The organism is Pedobacter sp. AC163 (assembly GCF_979258665.1).
Genome location: NZ_OZ409872.1, coordinates 2,921,201 through 2,945,428, shown reverse-complemented (window position 1 = coordinate 2,945,428; position 24,228 = coordinate 2,921,201). Strand labels below are relative to the sequence as shown.

Annotated in this window: 14 protein-coding genes; 10 read left to right on the top strand and 4 right to left on the bottom strand. The window is 39.0% G+C overall.

Annotated features, from left to right (window positions below; translation table 11 throughout):
• Positions 1 to 50 precede the first annotated feature (50 nt).
• Entirely contained in the window at positions 51 to 1,073 is a 1,023-nt protein-coding gene (locus ACZZZK_RS12655; RefSeq protein ID WP_463484451.1) for a LacI family DNA-binding transcriptional regulator, read from the top strand.
• A 109-nt stretch (positions 1,074 to 1,182) separates the two neighbouring features.
• Here the strand turns inward: ACZZZK_RS12655 and nagB are convergent, their stop codons facing one another.
• Positions 1,183 to 3,108 (bottom strand): glucosamine-6-phosphate deaminase, encoded by a 1,926-nt coding sequence (gene nagB / locus ACZZZK_RS12650; protein ID WP_463484450.1) that lies wholly within the window; start codon positions 3,106 to 3,108, stop codon positions 1,183 to 1,185.
• Positions 3,109 to 3,247: 139 nt separating this feature from the next.
• Between nagB and ACZZZK_RS12645 the strand changes: the two genes are divergently transcribed.
• From ACZZZK_RS12645 to ACZZZK_RS12635, 3 genes are all read left to right on the top strand, one after another.
• Positions 3,248 to 4,444, top strand: coding sequence for an anhydro-N-acetylmuramic acid kinase (locus tag ACZZZK_RS12645; RefSeq protein WP_463484449.1), 1,197 nt, complete (start codon positions 3,248 to 3,250; stop codon positions 4,442 to 4,444).
• A gap of 87 nt (positions 4,445 to 4,531) precedes the next feature.
• Entirely contained in the window at positions 4,532 to 7,681 is a 3,150-nt protein-coding gene (locus ACZZZK_RS12640) for a SusC/RagA family TonB-linked outer membrane protein (RefSeq protein ID WP_463484448.1), read from the top strand.
• Between the two features lie 17 nt (positions 7,682 to 7,698).
• Positions 7,699 to 8,997: a RagB/SusD family nutrient uptake outer membrane protein gene (locus ACZZZK_RS12635; protein WP_463484447.1), complete on the top strand. Its 1,299-nt coding sequence runs from the start codon at positions 7,699 to 7,701 to the stop codon at positions 8,995 to 8,997.
• Positions 8,998 to 9,037: 40 nt separating this feature from the next.
• On the opposite strand, the gene ACZZZK_RS12630 is transcribed toward ACZZZK_RS12635, so the two are convergent.
• Positions 9,038 to 9,784, bottom strand: coding sequence for a DeoR/GlpR family DNA-binding transcription regulator (locus tag ACZZZK_RS12630; protein ID WP_463484446.1), 747 nt, complete (start codon positions 9,782 to 9,784; stop codon positions 9,038 to 9,040).
• A 234-nt stretch (positions 9,785 to 10,018) separates the two neighbouring features.
• Between ACZZZK_RS12630 and ACZZZK_RS12625 the strand changes: the two genes are divergently transcribed.
• The 5 genes from ACZZZK_RS12625 (at position 10,019) to ACZZZK_RS12605 (ending at position 21,072) form a co-directional block, all read left to right on the top strand.
• Positions 10,019 to 13,108 carry a SusC/RagA family TonB-linked outer membrane protein gene (locus tag ACZZZK_RS12625; RefSeq protein WP_463484445.1) on the top strand — a complete coding sequence of 1,030 codons (3,090 nt, stop codon included), beginning with the start codon at positions 10,019 to 10,021 and terminating at the stop codon, positions 13,106 to 13,108.
• Between the two features lie 10 nt (positions 13,109 to 13,118).
• Positions 13,119 to 14,720, top strand: a complete 1,602-nt coding sequence (locus ACZZZK_RS12620) for a SusD/RagB family nutrient-binding outer membrane lipoprotein (RefSeq protein ID WP_463484444.1) — start codon at positions 13,119 to 13,121, stop codon at positions 14,718 to 14,720.
• Positions 14,721 to 14,735: 15 nt separating this feature from the next.
• Positions 14,736 to 15,500 carry a DUF4397 domain-containing protein gene (locus ACZZZK_RS12615; RefSeq protein WP_463484443.1) on the top strand — a complete coding sequence of 255 codons (765 nt, stop codon included), beginning with the start codon at positions 14,736 to 14,738 and terminating at the stop codon, positions 15,498 to 15,500.
• Between the two features lie 248 nt (positions 15,501 to 15,748).
• The gene (locus tag ACZZZK_RS12610) at positions 15,749 to 19,216 is read left to right on the top strand and encodes a SusC/RagA family TonB-linked outer membrane protein (protein WP_463484442.1); all 3,468 of its coding nucleotides are present in this window, start codon (positions 15,749 to 15,751) and stop codon (positions 19,214 to 19,216) included.
• A gap of 2 nt (positions 19,217 to 19,218) precedes the next feature.
• Positions 19,219 to 21,072 carry a RagB/SusD family nutrient uptake outer membrane protein gene (locus tag ACZZZK_RS12605; RefSeq protein WP_463484441.1) on the top strand — a complete coding sequence of 618 codons (1,854 nt, stop codon included), beginning with the start codon at positions 19,219 to 19,221 and terminating at the stop codon, positions 21,070 to 21,072.
• An 80-nt stretch (positions 21,073 to 21,152) separates the two neighbouring features.
• Here ACZZZK_RS12605 and ACZZZK_RS12600 read toward each other — a convergent pair whose 3' ends face one another.
• The gene (locus ACZZZK_RS12600; RefSeq protein WP_463484440.1) at positions 21,153 to 22,988 is read right to left on the bottom strand and encodes an outer membrane protein assembly factor BamB family protein; all 1,836 of its coding nucleotides are present in this window, start codon (positions 22,986 to 22,988) and stop codon (positions 21,153 to 21,155) included.
• A 160-nt stretch (positions 22,989 to 23,148) separates the two neighbouring features.
• Positions 23,149 to 23,751, bottom strand: coding sequence for a porin family protein (locus tag ACZZZK_RS12595; RefSeq protein WP_463484439.1), 603 nt, complete (start codon positions 23,749 to 23,751; stop codon positions 23,149 to 23,151).
• 170 nt (positions 23,752 to 23,921) lie between these two features.
• Here ACZZZK_RS12595 and ACZZZK_RS12590 point away from each other — a divergent pair, with 170 nt between their 5' ends.
• Positions 23,922 to 24,137, top strand: a complete 216-nt coding sequence (locus tag ACZZZK_RS12590) for a hypothetical protein (protein ID WP_010599278.1) — start codon at positions 23,922 to 23,924, stop codon at positions 24,135 to 24,137.
• The last annotated feature ends 91 nt before the right edge of the window (positions 24,138 to 24,228 follow it).

The window sequence follows — 24,228 nt, the reverse complement described above, 5'->3', positions numbered from 1 at the left end:
ATTGAACTGATTCCATCCAATTTGCGGTTGTTAAAGTTAGCTAACCAGAATTGAAGAAAAAGACGACCATATACGATATTGCGAAAGCGCTCAATATTACTGTTTCTACCGTTTCGAGAGCATTGAGTGGTTTCCCCGCAATAAGTGATGCCACTAAAAAAGCTGTTGTAGAAACCGCTAAAAAACTAAATTACAGTCCAAATAAATTAGCCTCTGCACTTAAGTCGGGAAAGACCTACATTATCGGCGTAATCGTTCCAAGTGTTCAGGCCCATTTTTTCGCTTCTATTATTCATTGTATCGAAGATGGGTTGAAAGATAGCGGCTATCGGGTCATCATTTATCAATCAAATGAATCGGTTGAGAATGAAATTAATGGTGTGAGGACTTTGTTGGAAGCACAGGTAGACGGCATTATGGCTTCCATGTCGCTTGAAACACAGGATGTTTCTCATTTTGCAGAAATTGTTAAACAAAACAAGCCGCTGATTCTGTTCGACAGGGTTCACGAAGATTTAGTAGTGCCAACCATTACCCTTGATGATTTTCGAGCGGGGTATATGGCCACGCAACATTTGATTGATCATGGCTATAAAAAGATAGCTTTTGTAACTACGGTGCATCAAATTAAAATTTTTGATGATAGGTTGAAAGGTTATAAAGCTGCTTTAAGAGATAATGGTTTGCCTGTTCTGGATGAACATATAATTTTTGGTGGTTTATCAATCAAAGATGGAAGGTTTGGCGCTGGCAAGTTGATGCGTAGCAAGAATAAGCCTGATGCGATTGTTGCCGGAGACGACTTTACGGCTCTTGGGGTTATTAAAAAACTTAAGGAAATTGATAAAACACCGCCTGAAATTGGAGTGATTGGATTTGCCAATGAAGCTTTTTCAGCTTACATCACCCCGAATTTATCCACCATCGATCAGCATCCAGCGAAAATAGGAAAAGAATGTGCCAAGATGTTCTTGAAAATGGTGAGTCAGCCCAATCCTTACAATAATATTGAACACATTGTACTTGATCCAACCGTTGTTGAACGGCAATCAACAGGTAAAGCCGTAGATTAGCCAGGAAACCTCTTCGAGAGTGGCTATGCTTCGGATCTTGATAATCAAGACGTTCGTAAACAAAAAATCCCCACTTTTTAAAGTGAGGATTTGTATTTAAAAAATTCTGCTAGTCAACAAACTTCCACCTTACAAAAGCTTCCATCGCTTCGTATTCTGCCAAACCTAATTCATCATAAGCTTTTGCAGTTTCACGGTTTCTGTCTTCAGCACGTTGCCAAAATTCTCTCGCATCATCGCCAGGAAAAACAGCTTTGTCTTTCTGACTTTGGTGTTTAAATATTGCGTTTCTTTTGCGCTCCAATTCTTGGGGAGAAATAGGCACAGCCATTTCAATTTCGTGGGTTTCAAATTCATGCCATGCACCCCGATACATCCATAACCAGCAATCTTGAGCCCAGGCTTCTGTTTTGCGAAGACGTGTTAATGCAGCTAAAATGATATTAAAACATACAATATGTGTTCCATGTGGATCTTCAAAATCGCCAGCTGCAAAAACCTGTTGTGGTTTTACTTGCTGCAAGAGATCAATTGTTAAGTCGATATCAGCATCGGTAACCGGATTTTTTTGGTTTTTCCCACTTTCGTAAAACGGTAGCGCCTGAAAATGGATATGGTCATCTTCCAAACCACAATAACGGGCACCGGCAATCGCTTCACCCTTTCTGATCAAACCTTTAACCGTTTGTATTTCTGGGGTATCAACCTGGTTGGGTTTCTTCTGATCAATAAAGGTTCTCATTTTATTGTACAATTCCTTCAAGTGCGAATTGTCCATCCCCATCTTTTCTGTAAAATCTACATTAAATTCTACAAAACGAAGGGCATCATCGTCCCAAACTGCAGTATTGCCAGAGGTTTGGTAAGCCACATGAACATCGTGCTTCTGATCCACCAAACGAATAAAGGTTCCACCCATTGAAATCACGTCATCATCCGGATGCGGTGAAAAGATAATTACCCGTTTTTTAGCTGGTTCTGCCCGTTCTGGCCGTTGAGAATCATCAGCATTTGGTTTTCCACCTGGCCAGCCAGTAATGGTATGTTGTAATTTGTTAAAAATATGGATGTTGATATTGTAAACCGGTCCTTTTTCAGTCGCCAGTTGTGCCATACCATTGTTGTTATAATCGTCTTCAGTTAATTTTAAAACTGGTTTCTTCAATGTATTGGCTAGCCAAATTACTGCTTTACGAATCAAGTCTTCTGTCCAAACGCAATCTTTAACTAACCATGGGGTGTCAAAACGGGTCAGTTCTGCTGCCGCCGGAGTGTCTAAAATAAATTCAACATGCTCTGAAAGTTGAAGATAAGTAGCCGGAACATCGCCAGAAATTTCACCTTCAACCGCTTTTTTAATAATCGAAGCTTTTTTGCGGCTCCAGGCCATCAAAATAATTTCTCTGGCTTTAAAAATAGTACCAATCCCCATGGTGATGGCTTTGGTTGGTACAAAGGTTTTTCCACCGAAATCCCTGGCTGCATCACGGCGGGTTAAATCATCAAGAGTAACCAAGCGTGTTCCGGAATTTGGTGCCGAACCAGGTTCATTAAAACCGATGTGACCCGTACGACCAATACCCAAGATCTGGATATCGAGGCCACCAAGATCTCCGATTTTTTTCTCGTAATCTAAACAGAATGCAGGAATATCTTCCAAGGGAAGCGTTCCATCAGGGATGTGAACATTGTTTTTATCAATGTCGATATGATCGAAAAGATTTTCGTTCATAAAAGTAACGTAACTCTGTGCGGCGTTAGGCTGCATTGGATAGTATTCATCCAAATTGAAAGTAATTACGTTTTTAAAACTTAAGCCCTCTTCCTTGTGCAGTCTAACCAGTTCGGCATAAACTGCAATTGGGGTAACACCTGTTGCTAAGCCCAGTACTGCAGGTGCGTTATTTGCTTGTTTTGATTTAATGAGGTTGGCAATTCTGTGCGCCACATTAACGGAAGCAATTTTTGGATTTTCGAACACGCTCACAGGGAGTTTCTCGAAACGTGTCTCCTCCAGTAGATTTAATCTAGCCATTTTATTTATGGTTTTTAATGTACGGAGCAGTAAATATAGAGAGTTATGCCCAATTTCTAACAAAGGTTATTTACTTTTATTGCAAGTATTTCCTTAAAATTCGATTGAGGCTATAAACAAACGTTTGATCAAAATTATCATGAACATCCAAATTCAAAATCTTTATCACAAGGCGCAAAAAGACGAACGCTTAATTATCGGGTTAATGAGCGGGACATCAATGGATGGTTTGGATATTGCTTTATGTGCGGTAAAGGGAAGTGGCGCCGAAACGGATATTAACATACTTGAATTTAAAACCGGGGAATATTCAGATGATTTCAGAGCAAAGATCAAAGCTATTTTTTCTAAAAAGCAAGTGGATTTAGAATTGGTTTGTTTGATGAATGAACACATTGCCAATACACATGCTGAGTTGATTAATCAGGCTTTGAAAGAATGGGGTTATACAAATGATCAGATTGATTTTATTGCCAGCCATGGGCAAACCATTTTTCATGCGCCAAAATCTCTTCATCAACTTGTAGATTATCCAAACGGAACGCTACAAATTGGAGATGGCGATCACATTGCTGTAAAAACAGGCATTATCACTTTATCCGATTTTCGGCAAAAACATTTAGCCGCTGGCGGCGAAGGTGCACCATTAGCTGTTTATGGCGACTATTTAATTTTCTCGAAGAGGGGAGAAGATCGGGTGATGCTTAATATTGGAGGCATCGCTAACTTTACTTATTTGCCTGGAAATCTAAATGCATCAGAAATTTTTTCGACTGATGTTGGTCCGGGAAATACCCTAATGGATCAATTTATGCAACACCACTACCATCAATTTTACGATCAAAATGGTGCTGTTGCAAAATCTGGTAAATTAAATGAAGCGCTGTTAAGCGAATTATTGAAATGCGATTTTTTTGAGTTGGATTTTCCTAAAACTACAGGGCCTGAATTGTTTAATCTGGATTACTTACAGGCTGCGCAGAATCGATCTTCAACATTGGATATCGCAACTGAAGATGTGATGGCCACATTATGCCATTTCTCGGCAGAAAACATTTCGAATGCGGTGAAACGATGCTTTGGCAAGGAACCCAATGCACAAATTTTTATGAGCGGCGGAGGGATGCATAATCCACTTTTAGTAGAATTATTAAAAGGAAAGCTTCTTCATTGTAATTTCTTCACGACCGATGACTTAAACATTAATCCTGATGCAAAGGAAGCTGTTTTATTTGCTGTCTTAGCCAATGAAACGGTATGTGGTTCGCCCCTAAATTTCGGCGATAGAAAAGGTGTTCCTTCTGTTTGCATGGGGAAAATAAGTTTGCCGGAATAAACTTTTTTGCCTCCAAGAAAAATTTGCATTTTCAACAATTTCGTTACATTTGCTCAAACCCTAATCTTCACTACAAAACCAATATTTATGGAAAAAAGTTACCTAAAATGGTCAACAAGATTTTTTGCAATTTTGATGATCCCATTGCTGCTGCTTTTATTTACAGAAATGGCACAGGCACAAACGAAACGCTATACCATCAGTGGTAAAGTTACCGATGCCGCCAACAATGACCCGATTCCGGGTGTTGTTGTTAAAATCTTAAACACAAATTTAGCAACAAGTACCAACGCCAACGGAGGCTATTCATTTTCTGTTGATTTAGCTGCAGGAACTGCCCAAATTCAATTTTCGTTCGTGGGCTACAAAAGTAAAATCCAACCGGTAAGCTTAGCCACGGGCGATCAGGTTCAGGTAAATGCCACCTTAAGTGCTGATGCAGTTGGGTTGGATGAGGTAATTGTAACAGGAACATCAGCTGGTACTACTCGGAAGGAACTTGGAAGTTATGTAAGTACGGTTAAGGGCGATGATTTAAATAAAGCACCAAGCGGAAATGTACTTTCTTCTCTTCAGGGAAAAACTGCAGGTGCCCAAATTAGCCAGAATTCTGGTGACCCAGCAGGTGGCATGTCAGTGCGCCTAAGAGGAATAAGTTCAGTAAATTCATCCTCTGAACCCTTATATATTATTGATGGAGTAATTGTAAATAATTCTACCACTCGGGTTACCAATACGTCAGCAAATTATGATGGTGGTAATTTTGTAGGAAGTATTGGCCAGAATAGAATGGTTGATATTAATCCGGCCGACATTGATCGCATTGAGGTTTTAAATGGTGCTGCAGCTGCGGCTATTTATGGATCTCGTGCAAACTCTGGTGTAATTCAAATTTTTACCAAAAAAGGGGCAAGCGGGAAAACTCAGGTAAGCTTTAATACCAGTTTGACCATTAGCGAGTTGAGAAAACAAGTAGAAGTAAATCAATCGCCAACTAAATTTGGTGGTTCGGTAAACTCGTTTACGCAAGATGTTATTCAAACGGTGATTACTCCTCCTGCTACCACAGCCGCATTGCTTACCAATACTACTGCAGTTAACAGGTATAATTATCAGGATTATATTTTCCAAACCGGTTACGGAACTGATAATACGGTTTCGATAAGTGGTGGTAATGACAACACAAAATTTTATACCTCTGCCAGCTATTTTACTAACCAGGGAATTATTAAAAATACCGATTTTACCCGTTACAATTTAAGGGCAAATGTAGATCAGAGAATAACAGATTGGGCTTCGTTGAGCGTGGGTATGAACTACATCCGCAGTGCAGCAAACGAAAAACCAGATGGAAACTCCTTCTTTTCTCCAATGAATTCGGTTACTATTATTGGTAATTTCCACGATATATTTGCCAGAGATGCAAACGGAAACTTATTGGCTGTTGGAGAACGGGGAAGGGTTAATCCCGTATCAGTGATAGAGGATATTAAACAACGGCAGCAAACGAATAGAATTATTGCTAGTGCAAATCTAAAATTGAATCCGGTTAAAAATTTAACATTAAACTTCTTAATTGGAGCTGATAATTCTGGTGCAAATGGGTCAACTTATATTCCCCCATTTGCTTATAATGTTAATCCAGATTTCTTTGGTGGTGGCGCCGGACTGGATGGTACTTTAAACGGATACGCCAGTTCTGCAAGTAACGCTGCTTTTCAGTTTAATAATGAAATCAATGCAAATTATCAGGCCAAAATATCTGATCTGATAACTTCTACAACACAATTAGGCTACTCATTTCAGTATGAACAAACCCGTTATCAATTACTTAATGGTCGCGGCTTAGCCCCTTTAATCGAAACCGTAAATGCCGCTGCTACCCAGTTGCCAAGTGTTGATGGCCGGACGCAACTTTCTGTAACTGGTGGTTACCTGCAACAAACATTTAAATATAAAGATCATTTCTTCTTAACGGGCGCAGTAAGGGTAGATCAATCTACTGTATTTGGAGCCGAAAATAGAACACAGACTTATTTTAAAGGAAATGCCAGTTATGTTTTGTCATCAGCTGACTATTGGAAAGATCTAGGCGTTTCATCGTGGTGGGATACTTTTAAAATCAGAGCTGCTTATGGCGAATCTGGAAACTTAACTGGAATTGGCGCTTACGATCGAATCAATGCTTATTCTACACAATCATTTTTAGGGCGAGCGTCGCTATTCTCAAGTGCGCAATTGGCAAATGAAAATGTGAAACCAGAACGTCAACGCGAACTCGAATTAGGTACCGACATGTCGTTTTTCAAAAACAGGTTAGGACTTCAGTTTAACTGGTATAATAAAAAAGTTAGCGATTTGCTAATAGCAAGTGTTACTGCTCCAACCATCGGTTTCTCGAGCTTTTTAGATAATATTGGCTCATTAAGAAATAAAGGTATTGAATTGGTTTTGAATGGAACTCCTCTAAAAGCGAAAGACTTTAGCTGGAACACATCAATCGTGTTCAACAGAAATAGAAATAAAGCCTTGGATGTTGGCGGTTTAAGATTGTTTAGCACTAACCCAGGCGCTCCCGTGGCCATCATTAATGGAGAGGCAATTGGTGTTTTTTACGGAACATTTTTTGCCCGCAAAGCGGATGGTAGTTTGCTAACAAATGCTGCTGGAATTCCATTATTGGAGCGGGGCATCCAAACATCGGCAACCACATTTACACCGCAACGTGATGCAAATGGTTTACCAACCGGAACAACGCTAAGGAAGGTTTTAGGAGATCCAAACCCAGATTATACTGCTTCTTTCGTGAACGATTTCTCTTACAAAAAATTTAATCTTCATGTTCAGTTAGATGCTGTTCAAGGAGGTGATGTTTGGAATGCAGATTGGAGAACCCGCCAAGGAGTTGGTAATGGAAAGGTAGCCGAAGCGGAACAATTAGGTCAACTGCCTAGGGGTTATGTTGCAGGGGTTTATGCTACAGAAGAATGGAGAATTGATGACGGATCTTTTGTTAAGCTTCGAGAAATTTCACTGAGCTACAACATTGGAAAAGTGAAGTATTTAAGAGATTTAACCGTTACGTTAAGCGGAAGAAATCTGATTTCATGGGACAATTATAAAGGATATGATCCAGAATTAAACTCAGGCGGCCAGTCGACAATATTAAGAAATATCGATTTTGGAGCTGTTCCAATTCCAAGAACCTTTAGTTTAGGTTTACAAGTTAAATTTTAATCGTTAAAGGAAGTTTTATGAAAAATTTAAGAAATAATACCTCAAAATATATTACCTGTTTCGCTTTCTCGTGCATGTTGTTTTCGGCATCATGTACAAAAGAATATTTAGACCCATCAAGAGCTAAAACCGATGTTGCATTAACAAGTCAACAAGGATTAACAGCCGTTTCTATAGGCTTACAGCGTGTTTATACTTTGGGCAGAACTGGCGTAATGTTCAATTCTATTGCAGCAAACGGCTTTGTAACCAATGAGTTTTCACTGCTCAATTCAGGAAATATTCCAGAGTTGCAGCTAAGCACTGGTGGTAATGCTGTAGATGGAACCAACACCATTTTATTTAATCTTTGGACAAGCGCCAACAAGATTATCTATGATGCAGACTTAGTTATTGCTAACGCCGGTAATCTTGGAGATAAAGGTTACGCTTCGGGATTAATTGCTTATTCAAGTATTTTTAAGGCACTTGCTATTGGAAATATGGCGCAGTATTGGGAAAAAATCCCGGATGGAACAGGTAAGAATGTTCAGTTTATCGCTAGAGCTGCAGGATTTACAAAGGCAATTGGCGTTTTAGATAATGCGCTAACTGTTATTGCAGCAAACCCAATTTCTGCAGGTTTTAATAGCAATGTACCTCCTGCTGTTAATATTGTGAATACTTTACATGCACTAAAAGCAAGATATGCGCTGTTCTCGGGTAATTATCCATTGGCGTTAACCGAAGCTAACGCAGTAGATTTGACAAAATCATCTGCTTTTGCTTTCGATCCAGCCTCACCAAACATTTTATTTTCTATTATTTCTTCAAACAATGTTTTTCAGCCGTTAAATGTTAACTTAGGTTTAACTGGCGCTAACGTACCAGATGCCGGAGATAAGAGAATTCCATTCTATACATTCTTTACAGGAACACCAACGGCAACAATTCGTATGGGTGGGTTTGCCACGGCAACTTCAACAGCGTTTCCAATTTATTTACCCGGGGAAATTACTTTGATCAAAGCTGAAGCTTTTGCAAGACAGCCAGATTTGCCGAACGCGTTAATTGAGTTAAACAAAGTGGTTACCAAAACATCAGATTTATTTGGTGTTACGGCTGCTCTGCCTCCTTTAACTGGTACTTATACCCAACAGCAGTTGCTTGATTTGATTTACAAACATCGGTCAATTGAGTTATTTGCGTCTGGCCTAAAGCTTGAAGACATGAGAAGATTTAATCAGCCACTGACAGATCGGAAAAGGAATTTTTTCCCTTATCCTTTCCAAGAGCGGGATAATAATCCAAATACTCCAGGAGATCCTACTTTCTAAAAACAAAAAATGGGTTCCAAATTTTGGAACCCATTTTTTGTTACAATATATTTAAGTCTTTTGTTCGATAGTCTGCCAAAGCTTCGTTTTCTTGATCTAATTCTGTTATTAAATAACTGATGCTTTCAATCGGGCAAACCCGTAGCCTCAAAGAGATATCCAGTTTTTCAGATATACACAAAACCGCAGTTTTTTTGGAGCAGGCAATCATCGCCTTTTTTAATTGATTAATTTCCCAGTAAGTATCTGTTAAACCATCTACCGGGTGGATAGCACTGGTACCCATCACACATAAATCCGCTTTGATTTCAGAAAGCTGTGTAATTACTTGTCCGCCGTAGGTGATCTGCGAATTTTTAGAAAACAACCCACCAATCAAAATCACTTCCAGGTTATCGTATTTTGCCAGCTCAACGGCTACCAAGGGACTGATGGTAAAAAATGTTCCGGCAATATTTTGCGGAAGTTGTTTGACCAGTTCTAGAATAGTAGTTCCGCCACCGGTTAAAACCACCATTCCATCTTTAAAAAGTGAGGTCGCTTTTTTCGCAATGACTATTTTGATGTCTCTGGCATAAACCGTACTGTCATCAAAAGAACTGTGGTATGATTTAGACAATGCACCCCCATGAACTTTGAAAAGAAGGTCTTCATCTACCAATTCCTGTAAATCTCTTCTTATGGTATCTTCAGATACATTAAGTAATTGAACCAAATCGGAAGTGAGTACACGGTTGTGTAAATTGATTTGGCGCATAATAAAATCATGGCGTTCTTTTTTGAGCATGTTGATGTTTGGTTTGCACTAAAGTAAAAATACTTTTTAATAATTTGCGTGTTTGTGCGTTTTTGTGCAATTATATATTGTAATAGTTGTAGGAAAATCTTTGTTATTTTGTTTCTTTATTAGAAAACAATCAGCATATTTACATAACTATTACTAAACATGCGTTAATCTGCATGTTTAGTTAAGCCAGAAAACAAACAACTACAACCTTTTAAAACTTCTTACTAACTAATTATGATGAAAAAACTACTTTTTAGTTTTATCGGTATGGTTATGCTGCTTGCTCAAGTATTTGCGCAGCAGGCCACCATTACTGGTAAAGTCACATCAAGTGACGGACCCATTCCTGGAGCATCAATTCGTGTAAAAGGAACCTCAATAGTATCGCAAAGCAATAGTGATGGAAACTTTACTATAAAAGCACTGAAAACAGATGTACTTACTTTTTCTTACATTGGTTATAAAACCGTTGAAAGAACGGTAGGTAATACAACAATCAATGTTTCCATGCAAGCTGATGCCAGTAACCTCAATGAAGTGGTAGTTACAGCCTATGGGATTGATAGGAACAAAGCGAGTTTAGGTTACTCTACCCCAACTGTAAAAGGCGATGAAGTAACGCAAACAGGTAGAGAAAACTTTATCAATGGCCTTGCAGGTAGGGTGCCTGGTCTTTTTGTCAATCAAACTTCGGGAGATCCGGGTGCATCTTCACAGATTATTTTGAGAGGAATAGTGTCCATGACTGGAGACAATTCGCCATTGATAGTGCTCGATGGTGTGCCTATTGATAATTCGGTGTTAAACCAAGGCAATACTGCAATGAATGGGAATAATCGAAGCCAAGATTATACCAACCGTGCGTCAGACATTAACCCTGCAGATATCGAAAGTTATACCATTTTAAAAGGACCAGAAGCCACAGCACTTTATGGAAATTTAGGTGCAAGTGGTGCAATTGTAATTACTACAAAAAAGGCAAAGGCAGGGAAATCAAGCGTTTCATATAATGGATCTTACAGAATAGAAACCGTTAATAATGCACCAGAGGTACAGCAGGTATATGGCCAAGGTGATGCCAATGGCATTTTTAACGGAGGATCATTTAATTTCTTCGGGCCTAAATATGCTGAAGGCCTACCCGTTTATGATAATGTAGGCTCTTTTTTCAGAACAGGATCAGCGCAAAAACATAATGTTGTTGTAGAAGGCGGAAAAGAAAGTTTAACATACAGGTGGTCTAACGAGTATACAGACAATAAAGGGACTATTCCAACAACTAGATATCAACGATTTGTTTCTTCTGTAGTTGGTGTGATACCGGTTTCTGATAAAATAAAAGTGACTACCAGATTTAGTTATACTAATGCTTACAATAAGAAAGCAAATAAAGGCGCTCAGGGTTACTTAATGGGCTTATTGCGGTTTCCCTCAAGATTTGATGTTAACAACTGGATTGATCCGGTAGGTAACAGAATAACTACTACAGGAACCATATTTTTGGAGAGTGACAATCCATTTTGGGACGTGAACAAAAACTTATCTGAAGATAAAACAAATGCAATTGTTGGAAATGCTAACCTATCTTATAAGCCTACAAAATGGTTATCCATTACGGGTATTTTAGGTACTAATTTGTCGAACACTAATGGCATCACCGTTTACCATACTCAGTCTTATTCTGGCTCGGGTAGTGCAGCAACCCCAACGGGTGGTACCGTCAATACTTACCAGCAGCAAAATAAACGATTAGACGGATCGATCACGGCTAGTGCTACTCATAAATTTGGTAAATTCAATAATACTTACATTGTTGGCGCCAACTTTTCTGATGTAAATAATACTACAAACTCGGCTAGAGGGCAGAACATGTTCGATCCTAACTTTTACAGTATCAATAATACCCTTCCATCAACTCAATCTGCAAGGCTTTTTATAGGCAGATATAGGAATGCAGGTGTTTTCGGGCAAGCCGTTTTAGGCTACCAGTCGTTACTTTTCCTTACAGTTTCTGGGCGGGTAGACGCCGCTTCGAGATTAATGCCTAACAATCCATACTTTGCATATCCGTCAGCCAGTTTGGCCTTTAATTTTACGGAACTTGAAGATGTAAAAAAATTAACTTGGTTGAGCAGTGGAAAATTAAGAGGTTCTTACGGTATAACAGGTAAAGAACCTTACAAACAATATGCCTTAGCTACTCGGCTGCTTACTGTTAACTCTACTGGTGGAGGTTTTAATTACGATGCTGCAAATGGAGGAAATCCGGATTTGGTTCCTGAGCAAACCAGAAATTTTGAAACTGGCATCGAATTAGGATTTTTAAAAGATAGAATTAGCGTAGATTTTACCTATTACAAACTAAATAGCCATAGACAAATTATTGCACCGCGAATTAGTTATGGTACTGGTTCAGTAATAAGATTAATGAATGGCGGTGATGTAGTGAACAAAGGTATTGAGGTTCAGCTAAAAGGTTCGCCATTCAGGTCTGCGGGATTTAGTTGGGATATGACATTAAATTACACCAAAAATAAGGGAACGGTGTTGTCTATTGCCGATGAGCTTCCGGAGCTTTATGATTCTGATACTTGGGTAGCGAATGGTTTACGTGGAGCTGTTTTTCCAGGCGCAAGCACCTTGGCAATTGCAGGTTGGGTTAACCAAAGAAATAATAGAGGAGATTTGTTAATCAACCCAGCTACAGGATTACCAATATTAGGAAGCGATCAGGATTTTCCAGTAATTGGAGATAGAACGCCTAAGTACAATCTAGGATTCGTTAACAACCTTACTTTTAAAAATTTCAATGTTTCCTTCTTACTTGACTTGAGAGTTGGGGGTGACGTTTACAACCAAACTCAATACGAATTGTACAGAAGAGGGTTGAGTGTTAAAACACTAGATAGAGATGTTCCACGAGTAGTAACTGGAGTTTTAAAGGATGGTTTAGAAAATACAAACAACCCAACGGTAAATACAATCTTAGTAACGCCATCTGCAAATACCAATTATTATAGTTCGACAACAAGTGGTATTGCACCAGAAATGTTTGTGGAAAAAAACATCAAATCTCTAAGGTTAAGAGATGTTACTGTTGCTTATGATTTCCCAACAAAAATGTTATCAAGAACCAATTTTATCCAGAATTTAAGTGCATTTGTAACACTAACAGATGTATTCCTAATCACAAATTATTCTGGAACGGACCCTGATGCAAACTCCAATAATCCATCGTTAGGTGGTGCAGGCGGTTATGGGATAGATTATGGAAACATGGGTAGGCCTCTGGGCGTGAACATTGGTCTTCGTTTAAAATTATAATGATAAGAAAATGAAATCTTTAAAAATAATAATATTCACAGTCATTGTAATCGGTTTTACAAGCTGTAAAAAATGGCTCGACATCAACGTTGACCCGGCAACACCTCAAACTACTAAAGCAGAATATCTGTTAGCGCCAATCATGTTTCAAATGGCGAACAATACCGCTACAGATAATCGATTAATATTTAAATACACCCAAGATATGTTTGGTCAAGATGTTACGAGTTTTACTATTGCTTGGGAGAAACATGGCTATCAATCAGCGAGTGATTTGGGCGGATCGATGTGGAGAATGGTTTACATCAATCTCGGGCTTAATTTAGAAGCGATGATTAAAGATGCCGAAGCAACTGATAAATGGACTTACGCTGGTATAGGGTACGCCATTAAAGCGTGGAGTTATCAACTTTTGACAGATGCGCACGGGCCTGTTATTTTAGATGAGGCTTTTGCCAATCAATTGAAGTTTAAATACCAGGATCAACCAGAGGTTTACGCCAAGGTAAGGCTGTGGAGCCAAAAGGCATTAGAGTGTTTTAATAAAACAGATGCTGCTGGTACAGCAGGTTTACTTGCAGGGGTTTCAGGAGATCAGATGTATAAAGGAGATCGCGTAAAATGGAAAAAATTTGTTTACGGTCTGCTTGCACAGCAATATAGCCATCTAATTAATAAACCTGAATTTAATACGCAGTATGCAGATAGTGTAACCAAATATGTCGATTTATCGTTCTCTTCAGCAGCCGATGATGCGACTATAAGTTTTGGAGGCACAAATGCTGCAGATTCGAATCCATTTAGTCAGAACTTTGGGATTTATACCGCAACATCAACTGCAGCGCCAACTTATGGTAGAATTGGCCAACCAATTGTCAGCTTATTAACTGGTGGCGTTAGAGGTACTGCTGCAGTAGATCCTGTTGTTCCTGGTGTTGATCCAAGACTAACCAGAATGATGAATCCAATTCCTGTGACGGGGGTTTATAGAGGTGCATTACCTTTTAATGGTACCGCAACTACTCCTCATATTTTGGGTGCTTTAACCGGAACATCAGTTTTGCCATTTCCAGGAAAATACATTTATTCTAATACCGCAAGATATCCGATCATGAGCTATGCTCAACTTCAATTCGCAAAAGCAGAAGCGCAATTTAGGAAGGGAACTCCAGCGTTAGCGTTTACTGCATATATCAATGGTATAAGGGGGCATATGGAATTTGTAAATCTTTACGGGCGAAACGGATCACCAGCTGCCGCAACCATATCCGCTACAGAAGTTAATGCCTATTTGGCAAGTACCGAAGTTGCGCAAAATGCCGCTGCGCTAACAATTGCTGATATTATGCAACAAAAGTATATTTCGCAATGGGGTTGGGCAGGTATGGAGCAGTGGAGCGATTTGCGTAAATACCATTATGATCCTTTAGTGTACAAAACCTACAGACAACTTGAAGTGGGCGATTTCTTTGAGAGAAACAATGGTAAATATGCTTATAGATTAAGACCAAGATATGCATCTGAATACATTTGGAATCAAGAGGAGTTAGCAAAATGGGGTGGCTTAGCTACCGATTATCACACGATAGAAACATGGTCTAACCTTCCATAATTAAAACTTAAAAAAATGAAGTCAATTATAAAATATTTAGCAGTTGTTAGTATTGCAGCCTTTGCAATTTCTTGCGGCAAAAATGAAATCAATTACGGTGAGTTTGAAATTTTAAGGGATGATCAGGCTATGTTAAAAGTTAACTACAACATTGCTTATGGTTCTGATCCTAATGTGCAAATCAATGTGAATGGTAAACGGGTTAGCACACTTATCAAAACGAGATATCCATACCCTGGAGGTGGCTACGGTACATTGGGCGATTCGAGGCCAGATTATTTGGTGATCGAGCCTGGCGCATCCGAAGTTTCGATCTCTATTCCTAAAAAAGGGACGAGTATTGATTCTGTCGTACTATATAAAACACCAATTTCTACTGAAGCAGGTAAATCATACACTCTCCATTTAACAGATACTGCTGCAAATACGAAAAGCTTATTGGCTGTAGATAATTTTGTATTGCAAGATTCTGGTTTTGTGAAATACAAATTTGTGAACCTGATGCCAAATGTCCCTTCAGTGGATTTGTATTATGGAACAACTTTGGTAGTTGCGAATATCGCTTATTTAAAAGAAAGCGATTTTTTTATTAGACCAGTTTTAACTGGTACTGCACTTGCGTGGACGATTAGAGCAAGTGGCGGTACTACGGCATTGGCAACTTATACAAGTGCTAGTACCTTTCTAAATAGAAGAATTTATACGGTATTTGCAACAGGTTATTCTGGCCGAGCTGATGCGGTTCGAAAGCCTTATGTTGGGTTTTTTCTTACCCGTTAGCTTTTGATTATTTAGTATACAGGCCAACCCATCCGGGTTGGCCTTTTTGTGTTCGTAAAATTACCATTCTACAACGAGTTGACATGGGTGCTTTTGCGCTTTTTTGCGTTTTTGTGCAGGGTACAGAAATATTGACAACTAATATTTGTGTATTTCAAAAAATATTTCATCATATTTACTTAAATATTGCCGTTTTGTGCAGTATTAAAAAAAGCTAATCATTCAAACAACATTCTAAACTTACGTTTATGAGAAAAAAGTTACTATTAATTTTTCTTGGTACGTTTTTGTTGCTGGCTCATGCCATAGCGCAGCAGATAACTGTTACCGGTAAGGTCACATCAGAAGATGGACCGATACCTGGAGTTTCTATTCGAGTTAAAGGAGGCTCTTCAGTTGCACAAACTAATGCCGATGGAAGCTATTCTATCAAAGCTGCAAGTGGTGATATTCTGGTTTTTTCTTACATTGGATATGTAACGGCCGAAAAACCAGTTGGTACAAGCGCCATAGTAAATGTAAGCTTAAAAACAGATGCGCAAGGCTTAGATGATGTGGTGGTAGTGGGTTACGGAACCCAACGTAAGGGTAACTTAACCGGCGCTATATCTACCATTGATGTTAAAAAGACATTAGAAGGAAGACCAATTGCTGATGTTGGAAGAGCATTACAAGGAGCGGCTTCTGGCCTAAGTGTGGTGGTTCCAAGCGGTGAGATTGGATCTGATCCGGTAATTAAAATTCGCGGTCAACTGGCGTCTTTTGCGGGTGGTAGTTCGCCATTAATCTTGGTCGACAACGTTGAAATTCCAAGTATTCAATTGGTTAATCCCAACGATATTGCATCGATTACGATTTTGAAAGATGCTGCGGCTGCATCCATTTATGGTGCTAAGGCGGCCTTTGGTGTGGTGTTAATTACCACTAAACAAGGTTCAGGTAGTGATAAACCTTCTATCAATTATTCAAACAACTTCTCTTTCCAAAATGTGTGGAAGGATTTAAAAATGGCTGATGTTAATGGTTTGAAATATACAGTCGATGCTTCTGAACGTGTTGGGGTTACTACACCAACCGGGGCATTCTATTATGTTGATAGAGCAAGTTATGAAAAAGCTGTAGCCTGGAAAGAAAAATATGGCAGCACTATAGGGCCTGACGATCCTACTGTGTTTGGCAGAGATTGGTATGTTCAGGGTGCAAATCAAAAAATGGGTGTAAGAACTTATGATCCATACGATTATATGATTAAGGAATGGGCGCCTACTCAGCAACATAATTTATCTGTTGGTGGAACCACCGGAAAAACCTCGTATAACTTAGGTTTAGCTTTACTGGATCAAAGCGGAATGTTGAAACCTGCAAAGGAAGATCGCTTTACTAGATATAATGCTTCATTGAAAATTTCAAGTGAAATTAATAAGTATTTAACCATTCGTGGAGGTGCATTATATTCACGGAGAAATAAACAATATGCCTACGCAACTAACTCTACAACTGCCGATCCATGGTTATATCTTTACCGTTGGAGCTCATTGTATCCATTAGGAAAAGATGAAAATGGCGATATGATTCGTAGTCCGGAAAGTGAAGTGGCGGCTGCGAACACGGCAAACATTTTACTCAATTATGCTAACGTAAATTTGGGAACAACAGTAAACATCATGAAAAACTGGAAGGTTGATTTTGATTACACCTTCACCAATCAAAATGAAGATTGGAAGCGTCCAGGAACCAGATTTACGGCAAGGAATTCATGGGTAGCACCTAAAGCTCGTTTAGATGCAAGTGGTGCACCAATTTATGTGAATGATATGGGGCAAGTAGTACCTAGCACCACAGCTGGCGCTATTGCAGCTTATGATTTATCGCTTGATATGTACACCACACCAGGTTCAAGTCCGGATCATTTTGCCAGAACAGCAACAAACTTTTTTATGCATACCATTAATGCATTTACTACTTATAACTGGAATATTAAACAAGATCACGACTTCAAATTTATTTTAGGTTTGAATCGCGTGGCTTCAACTACCGAATCGCAATTTGGTATGATCACTAATCTTGCTGATATCATCAATCCGCAGTTCAGATTCGGTACGGGTGTACAAACAGTTATTCCTTCCTCAACAATAATGGGTACTATTCCGGGTGGAGTAAGCATTCCAGGTTCTGACAAAAGATGGGAAGCACAGTTGGGGTATTTCGGTCGGGTAAATTATGCTTTCAAAAATAAGTATCTAATTGAAGGTAACCTACGTTACGATGGTTCTTCAAAGTTCCCGACAGATTTACAGTGGAGATGGTTTCCATCATTCTCTGCAGGTTGGGTAGCCAGCGAAGAAAGTTTCATGGAGTGGACTAAGCCAGTTTTGGACCAATTGAAATTCAGAGGTTCATGGGGATCGATTGGTGATCAAACTGTGCCTAATGGCTTGTATATTGCAACAATGCCTAGCGGCCAATCGACATGGATTGGAGCCAATGGTGCAAAAGTAAATTTTGTAGGTACACCTGCTGCGGTAGCAGCCGATATTCAATGGCAAGATATCGTGACTACAAACATCGGTGTCGACGCTACTTTATTGAAGAATAAAATGAATGTTTCATTTGATGTTTTCCAAAGAAATACAAATAATATGATTGTGCCTGCAGAGGGGATTCCATTAACATTTGGAGCAGGCGCACCACAAGGAAACTATGGTTCATTGCAAACTAGAGGTTGGGAGTTAACGGTTGACTTTAACCATAGATTCAAAAATGGTTTGGGCATTAATTTCAGAGGAAATATTTCTGATGCCAAAACAAGATTAACGGCTTATGGCTCGGGTACACAGGTAACCGGTAACTATAATGGTAAGGACATTGGTGAAATTTGGGGTTATCTCACAGATAGATTATATCAGTTAAATGATTTTGAACTAGATGGTGCTGGAAAACCAATTCTAATTACTTTAACCGCTGCCGAAAGCAAACTGAATGCAGGGAAACAAACTTATAAATTGAAAGCTGGGCCTAATGGCGAAAAACCTGTTTATCAACCTTTCTTGCAAAATTCTGCCAACTTCCGTTTTGGTCCCGGTGACGTAAAATTTCAGGATGTTAACGGCGATGGTGAAATCAGCAACGGCGATGGAACTTTAGCTAACCACGGCGATTTGGAAGTGATTGGAAACTCAAACCCTAGATACGAATACGGGTTTAGATTAGGTGCCGATTTTAAAGGTGTTGATATCAGTGCTTTTTTCCAGGGTGTGGGTAGCCGTAAAATTTGGGGAGCTGGCTTTTTGGCTATTCCAGGTTTCAACTCTGCCGATGGCGCCATGCCAGAAGCAATTGCAAGTAATTATTGGACACCACAAACGCCTGATGCTTTTTATCCGGCTGCGTATAACAATGCAGCAAGCGGTACCACAAATAACATGCAGGTTCAAGATCGATACTTGTTAAATATGGCTTACATCAGGCTTAAAAATTTAACGTTAGGTTATACGTTCCCACAATTGTTAACTAAAAAAGTGGGTATAAGTTCACTTAGAGTATACACTGCGTTAGAAAATTTCTTTACCTGGGATCATTTAGGCGATTTGCCGATCGATCCGGAAAGTATAAGCGGATATTCAGTTTGGGATCAGTCTAACTACAATGGCGGTCGTACCGGAACAGGAATCCCAGCTTTCAAGAGTGTTTCTTTTGGTTTACAGTTAACATTTTAAAAATGATGATGATGAAATATTTCAAATATATATACGGCCTGCCTCTTTTGGCAAGTCTATTAATTACTTCTTGTAGAAAAGATGTTTTGGATCGTCCACCATTAACAGATTATGTCGATGGCCAATTTTGGCGGGGTGAGGATGATATTCGGATGTATGCAAATGCTTACTATCCAAATTATTTTAATGGTTACAACTCTGGGTTTGGAGTAGATTATACTCCTGTTAGAGGTTATACTTTTTCTGATGATGTAACAGGGAAAAATGTTCAAACCAATTTTGAAAGCAGTGTACCAACCAGCCGAGGATCAACTCTTGAATCGGCAGATTGGTTAGGTACTTATGCTGGTCCCACCTGGGATTTTGCCTGGGTCCGTAAGTCAAATGTTATGATCAATAGATTAGACAATGTGGCTAAACCTAAAATTTCTACCGAGGCTTACAACCATTGGTCGGCTGTGGCAAGGTTTTTTAGAGGTTTTGAATACAGTAGATTAGTAAGTGTATTTGGCGATGTTCCTTATTTTGATAAAGAAGTTTCGGATACTGATTTAGCTACTTTATATAAAGATAGAGATGCTAGAGGAGTTGTGATGGATAAGGTTTATGATGATTTTAAATTTGTAATGGCCAACATGCGTGAGAACGATGGTGCACAATATTTGAACAAGTATATCGCTGCGGCATTTATCTCTAGATTTATGCTCTTTGAAGGAACTTATGAACACTATCACGGTTTAGATGCTGCAAGAGCAAAAAAATATCTTGAATTCGCAGTAGAAGCTGGAGACTATGTAATCAACAGCAATAAATACAATTTTACCCGCGATTTTAAATCTATTTTCTCAAGTGATAACCTGGCTGGTCATCCAGAGGTGCTATTATACAGAACTTATGATGCTGCGCTAGCGGTAACCCATAGTATTGGCTCGTACCAAAATGGAACAGAAGTAGTTGGTGTAGATGCGAACCTGGTTTTAGTTAAATCTTTCTTGTTAAACGATGGCAAGGTTTGGCAAAATTCTGCAGTAGCTGGAGCAAACTCATTTACGATAGCTGATTTGGTAAAAACCAGAGATCCAAGGTTTGAGGCGTCATTTTATGATAAAGCATTAATTCCATCGGCCACTTTGTTGTATGGCTTTAAATTCGCTTCAAGAGATGCGCTTACTTATATTGGTAAAACGTATCCGGCAGCTTGGGGAAGTAATACCAATACCAGTGATGCACCAGTAATCCGTTTGGCAGAAGTGGTGTTAAATTGGGTGGAAGCAAAAGCCGTTTTGGCTCAGTATTATGGTGCGGCGGCAGTTACACAGGCAGATTTAAATAAATCGGTAAATGCGATTAGAAGCCGTCCGTTAGATGCTGCTGCAATTGCTAAAGGCGTTTTGAAAACTGCTCCTTTAACTATCGGTGCATTGCCAGTAGATCCTGCCCGCGATACGGATGTTCCGGATTTAATATGGGAAATTCGTAGAGAAAGACGTATGGAATTCGTTTTTGAACACACCAGGCTGTTGGATTTAAAACGCTGGAAGAAATTGAACAACATGAATTTTAGTACCAACCCAGATTACTTCTTAGGACCATGGGTAAATGTACAAACAGAAGCGCCAGCCTATTTAACTTCAGCCAATGCAACAGCAGGCAACGTTAAAGTAAAGAAAGCTGATGGTTCAATTGTAACTTACAATGGAACCAACGCTGCGGCAATGGTGGGTTATTGGATGGTTACAAATGCAACAAATAGAAATGCATTTACCGACAGAGCTTATTTGGCGCCAGTTGGTCAGGCACAGATTATTCAATACCAAGAGAAGGGTTATAAACTTACCCAAACCACAGGTTGGTAATTAGGTAATAATACAATCAGCAACAAAAAAGGGAGCCTTTGCAAATTGGCTCCCTTTTTTGTTGATTAAAAATTTAAGTATTATTTCTTCGCATTTATCCAAACCACTTTTCCGTCCATAGTACTCACCACAAGATTTTTTCCGTCAACTACATTTACGGTATTAATCATCGAGTTATCTATTTTATGTGCCCATGTTGTCGATTGCTTTTTTGGATCAATAGCATAAACAACGCCGTTTTTGGTTCCAAAAAACACATTGCCATCTTTCTCAATTAGCATAGAAGGTACATGCTCATAACCGAAGCCTGCATTATATCGCCAAAGCACACCAGGGTCTTGAGGCTGAGCCTTATATGCCACAATTTCATCCTGCATCGTTTTGCCGTAAATGGTGGTGCTATCAGTTGATAAACCAATCGATTCACGAACGGTGGCTTCTTTATTTCTCCAAAGCGTAGTGCCATTACTCGCATCAATTGCTGTCAAATATCTATCTGGTGCAGAAATGTACACAATACCCTTTGCCGCTACAGGGGTAACCATTGCCGGAGAAAACATTCTGTTGCCCTGGCCATTGTTCCATTTCCAAACCAGACTTCCCGAATTGATGTTAAGCGCATATAAATGCCTGCCCCATGAACCGAAAATAATTTTACCTTGATAGATAAGTGGCTTACCTACTATTGTACCTTCAACTTCTGTAAATGCCCAAATTTCTTTACCAGTTTTAGCTTCTAATGCCCTGAAAGTATTATCACTACCTCCAATATAAATGTTTTTTCCACTAACAACAGGCGATCCTAAAACTGAGTTTGGAGTTTCTTTTTTCCAAACCTCTTTCCCTGTTTTTTCATTTAAGGCATAAATGTTTCCGTCGCCAGATCCGAAAATCACTAAATTTTCAATAATCACAGGCGAAGAATAAATGGCCCCCTTGCTATGAAAGGTCCATTCTTTTTTTCCTGTCTTTTTATTTAGTGCCTCAACCAAACCCAAACTATTCCCAAAAATAACCCGATTGGCAGAATAGGCTGGTGTGTTTACTACATTGGCATTCGAATGATAAGACCACAATTCTTTTGTATTCGCATACTTTGTGTTGATGGCGAAATCTGGTCTATCATATTTCTTTTGATCATCCTGAAACGTTTTCAATGCTATTTTCCTCCAGGCCGGAGTGATGAGCTGAGTCGGTTTTTTAGTTTGAAAGAAAACACTATCCTTGGTCATACTCACAATGTTATAACCACCAATGCTATCTTTCGCCCTTAAGTTCGAGCGACCCATGGTTGCCTCTATACCTTCAAAATTATACGGTTTATTGCTATGCCCATGGCCGCAAATGGCATACTGAATGTTGTATTTTTTCAAACGATCAGTTGCTTCGTACCAATTATCCAAGCTGTTATCTAGCGGATAATGATTGGCAAAAACAAGGGGCATGTTTTTAGGAGTTGCTTTTAACACACTATCCAGCCAAACAGTCGCATCTCTTGGAATATGTCCGTCACTCATTCTTACATAAGGACCAGAAGCACAAGCGATAAAACGATATCCATTATGATCAAAAGTAAATTTATCATTTCCAAATTCTTTGATAAATCTTACTCCACCAGATTCTGACCATCCTGTATCATGATTGCCAGGAATAATATGGTAGGGCTTTTTTAAGCCTGAAAGGATTTGTTTGGCTAAACTCAATTCATTATTGGTGCCCATTTCGGTAATGTCACCAGTAACAATAATAAAGTCGATGTCAGATAATTCATTGATATCGGCCACTGTTCGGCGAAGATCTTCTTCTCCTGTTGATGATCCGACATGTGTGTCAGTCACAAATGCGTATTTGAAGTCTTGGGCCTGAAGTCCGAAAGACACCAGCAAGGCAAATAATAAAAAAATGGGGGTTTTCATTGTTGTTAGTTTAAAATGCAGATATAAAAATCGTGTTTTTTTAATCTAACTACTTGCTGTAATGCCAATTTTACAGAGGTCCAGATAAAGGGAGGCTTACCGGAAGCTTAACCATTAAAATAGTTAAAGCGCCAGAAAAATATTCTGGCGCTTATGTCAATTACAATATCTTAAAGCCTAAACTCAACTGAAATAAGTTAGGTTTTTGAGTATACTTTTCGCTTTTACTAATGTTTGATAGTCCTGCTTCATAACGTAGATCTACAGAAATAGAGCCTACATCTACCCCCGCACCAGCTTGGATTCCAATAGCTTGATTTTTGTAATTGTCGAAATCTGTAGCTTGATCGTAGGCACTGCTAAAGCTAGAATTTTCATCCAGCACAAATGATACCACTGGTCCGGCCATTAATCTGAAATTTAGGTTCTTGGCACCAAATTTCGTTCCCAATAAAACAGGAATATCTAACGTGGTAAATTTTACTTTACCTTCTGCAGCAACTTCGGTATTGTTATTATTGGTAAAGCTGATGAACTTATTGCCTTTGCTGCCAATGTAGGCCTCTGGCTGTACATAAAAACTGGCACCACCAATACGTGCCCATGCACCAACTTGATAACCTAATCGGTTTTCTTCGCTGGCGAAATCTGCATTAAGTTTGGCCAGGTTTACGCCTGCTTTAACACCTAAATTGAAGGTTTGTGCCTGAGATGTTATCCAACCGGCGGTTAGGAAAACAATAGAAAGGATGATTTTTTTCATTTTTTTGAATGTTTAATGTTTGTGTGTTTAATCAATTGGATTTTATAATCCGCATTTCAGCACAATTATCGTGCAAAACATTCCTGTTAACTCTATTTTTTTTAAAGCCCTCACAAAAACATGGCGATGTGAGCAAATATTTTTTACTTTTGCATCAAATAAAATCTGCTATGGCTAATTTTCAACTTACTTCTGAAACTGCTTTTAAAGTAAAAACTAAATTTTTAAGGAAATACCGCGATCTAGCGAACGAGCCTTTGGAGTTTACGCCTGGCAAAGAAGATCAATTGGTTGAAGATTTAATGCGGTTGGTAAAACGCGACCGAACTTACATCGAATTCACTATTCAAAAAGCACTAGCCGATACTAAAGGCAACAGACTTTAAGTTAAAATCCATCTCTTTCTTTTCTGCATAAAGCACTTTCAAATATCTTATTTTTAATATTTGGGCCTTTTCGTACATTTACCTTTATAAA

Excerpts from the sequence above, each read along its gene's own strand:
- nagB (WP_463484450.1), bottom strand. The coding sequence starts at position 3,108 with ATGGCTAGATTAAATCTACTGGAGGAGACACGTTTCGAGAAACTCCCT.
- ACZZZK_RS12645 (WP_463484449.1), top strand. The coding sequence starts at position 3,248 with ATGAACATCCAAATTCAAAATCTTTATCACAAGGCGCAAAAAGACGAA.
- ACZZZK_RS12640 (WP_463484448.1), top strand. The coding sequence starts at position 4,532 with ATGGAAAAAAGTTACCTAAAATGGTCAACAAGATTTTTTGCAATTTTG.
- ACZZZK_RS12635 (WP_463484447.1), top strand. The coding sequence starts at position 7,699 with ATGAAAAATTTAAGAAATAATACCTCAAAATATATTACCTGTTTCGCT.
- ACZZZK_RS12630 (WP_463484446.1), bottom strand. The coding sequence starts at position 9,784 with ATGCTCAAAAAAGAACGCCATGATTTTATTATGCGCCAAATCAATTTA.
- ACZZZK_RS12625 (WP_463484445.1), top strand. The coding sequence starts at position 10,019 with ATGATGAAAAAACTACTTTTTAGTTTTATCGGTATGGTTATGCTGCTT.
- ACZZZK_RS12620 (WP_463484444.1), top strand. The coding sequence starts at position 13,119 with ATGAAATCTTTAAAAATAATAATATTCACAGTCATTGTAATCGGTTTT.
- ACZZZK_RS12615 (WP_463484443.1), top strand. The coding sequence starts at position 14,736 with ATGAAGTCAATTATAAAATATTTAGCAGTTGTTAGTATTGCAGCCTTT.
- ACZZZK_RS12610 (WP_463484442.1), top strand. The coding sequence starts at position 15,749 with ATGAGAAAAAAGTTACTATTAATTTTTCTTGGTACGTTTTTGTTGCTG.
- ACZZZK_RS12605 (WP_463484441.1), top strand. The coding sequence starts at position 19,219 with ATGATGATGATGAAATATTTCAAATATATATACGGCCTGCCTCTTTTG.
- ACZZZK_RS12600 (WP_463484440.1), bottom strand. The coding sequence starts at position 22,988 with ATGAAAACCCCCATTTTTTTATTATTTGCCTTGCTGGTGTCTTTCGGA.
- ACZZZK_RS12595 (WP_463484439.1), bottom strand. The coding sequence starts at position 23,751 with ATGAAAAAAATCATCCTTTCTATTGTTTTCCTAACCGCCGGTTGGATA.
- ACZZZK_RS12590 (WP_010599278.1), top strand. The coding sequence starts at position 23,922 with ATGGCTAATTTTCAACTTACTTCTGAAACTGCTTTTAAAGTAAAAACT.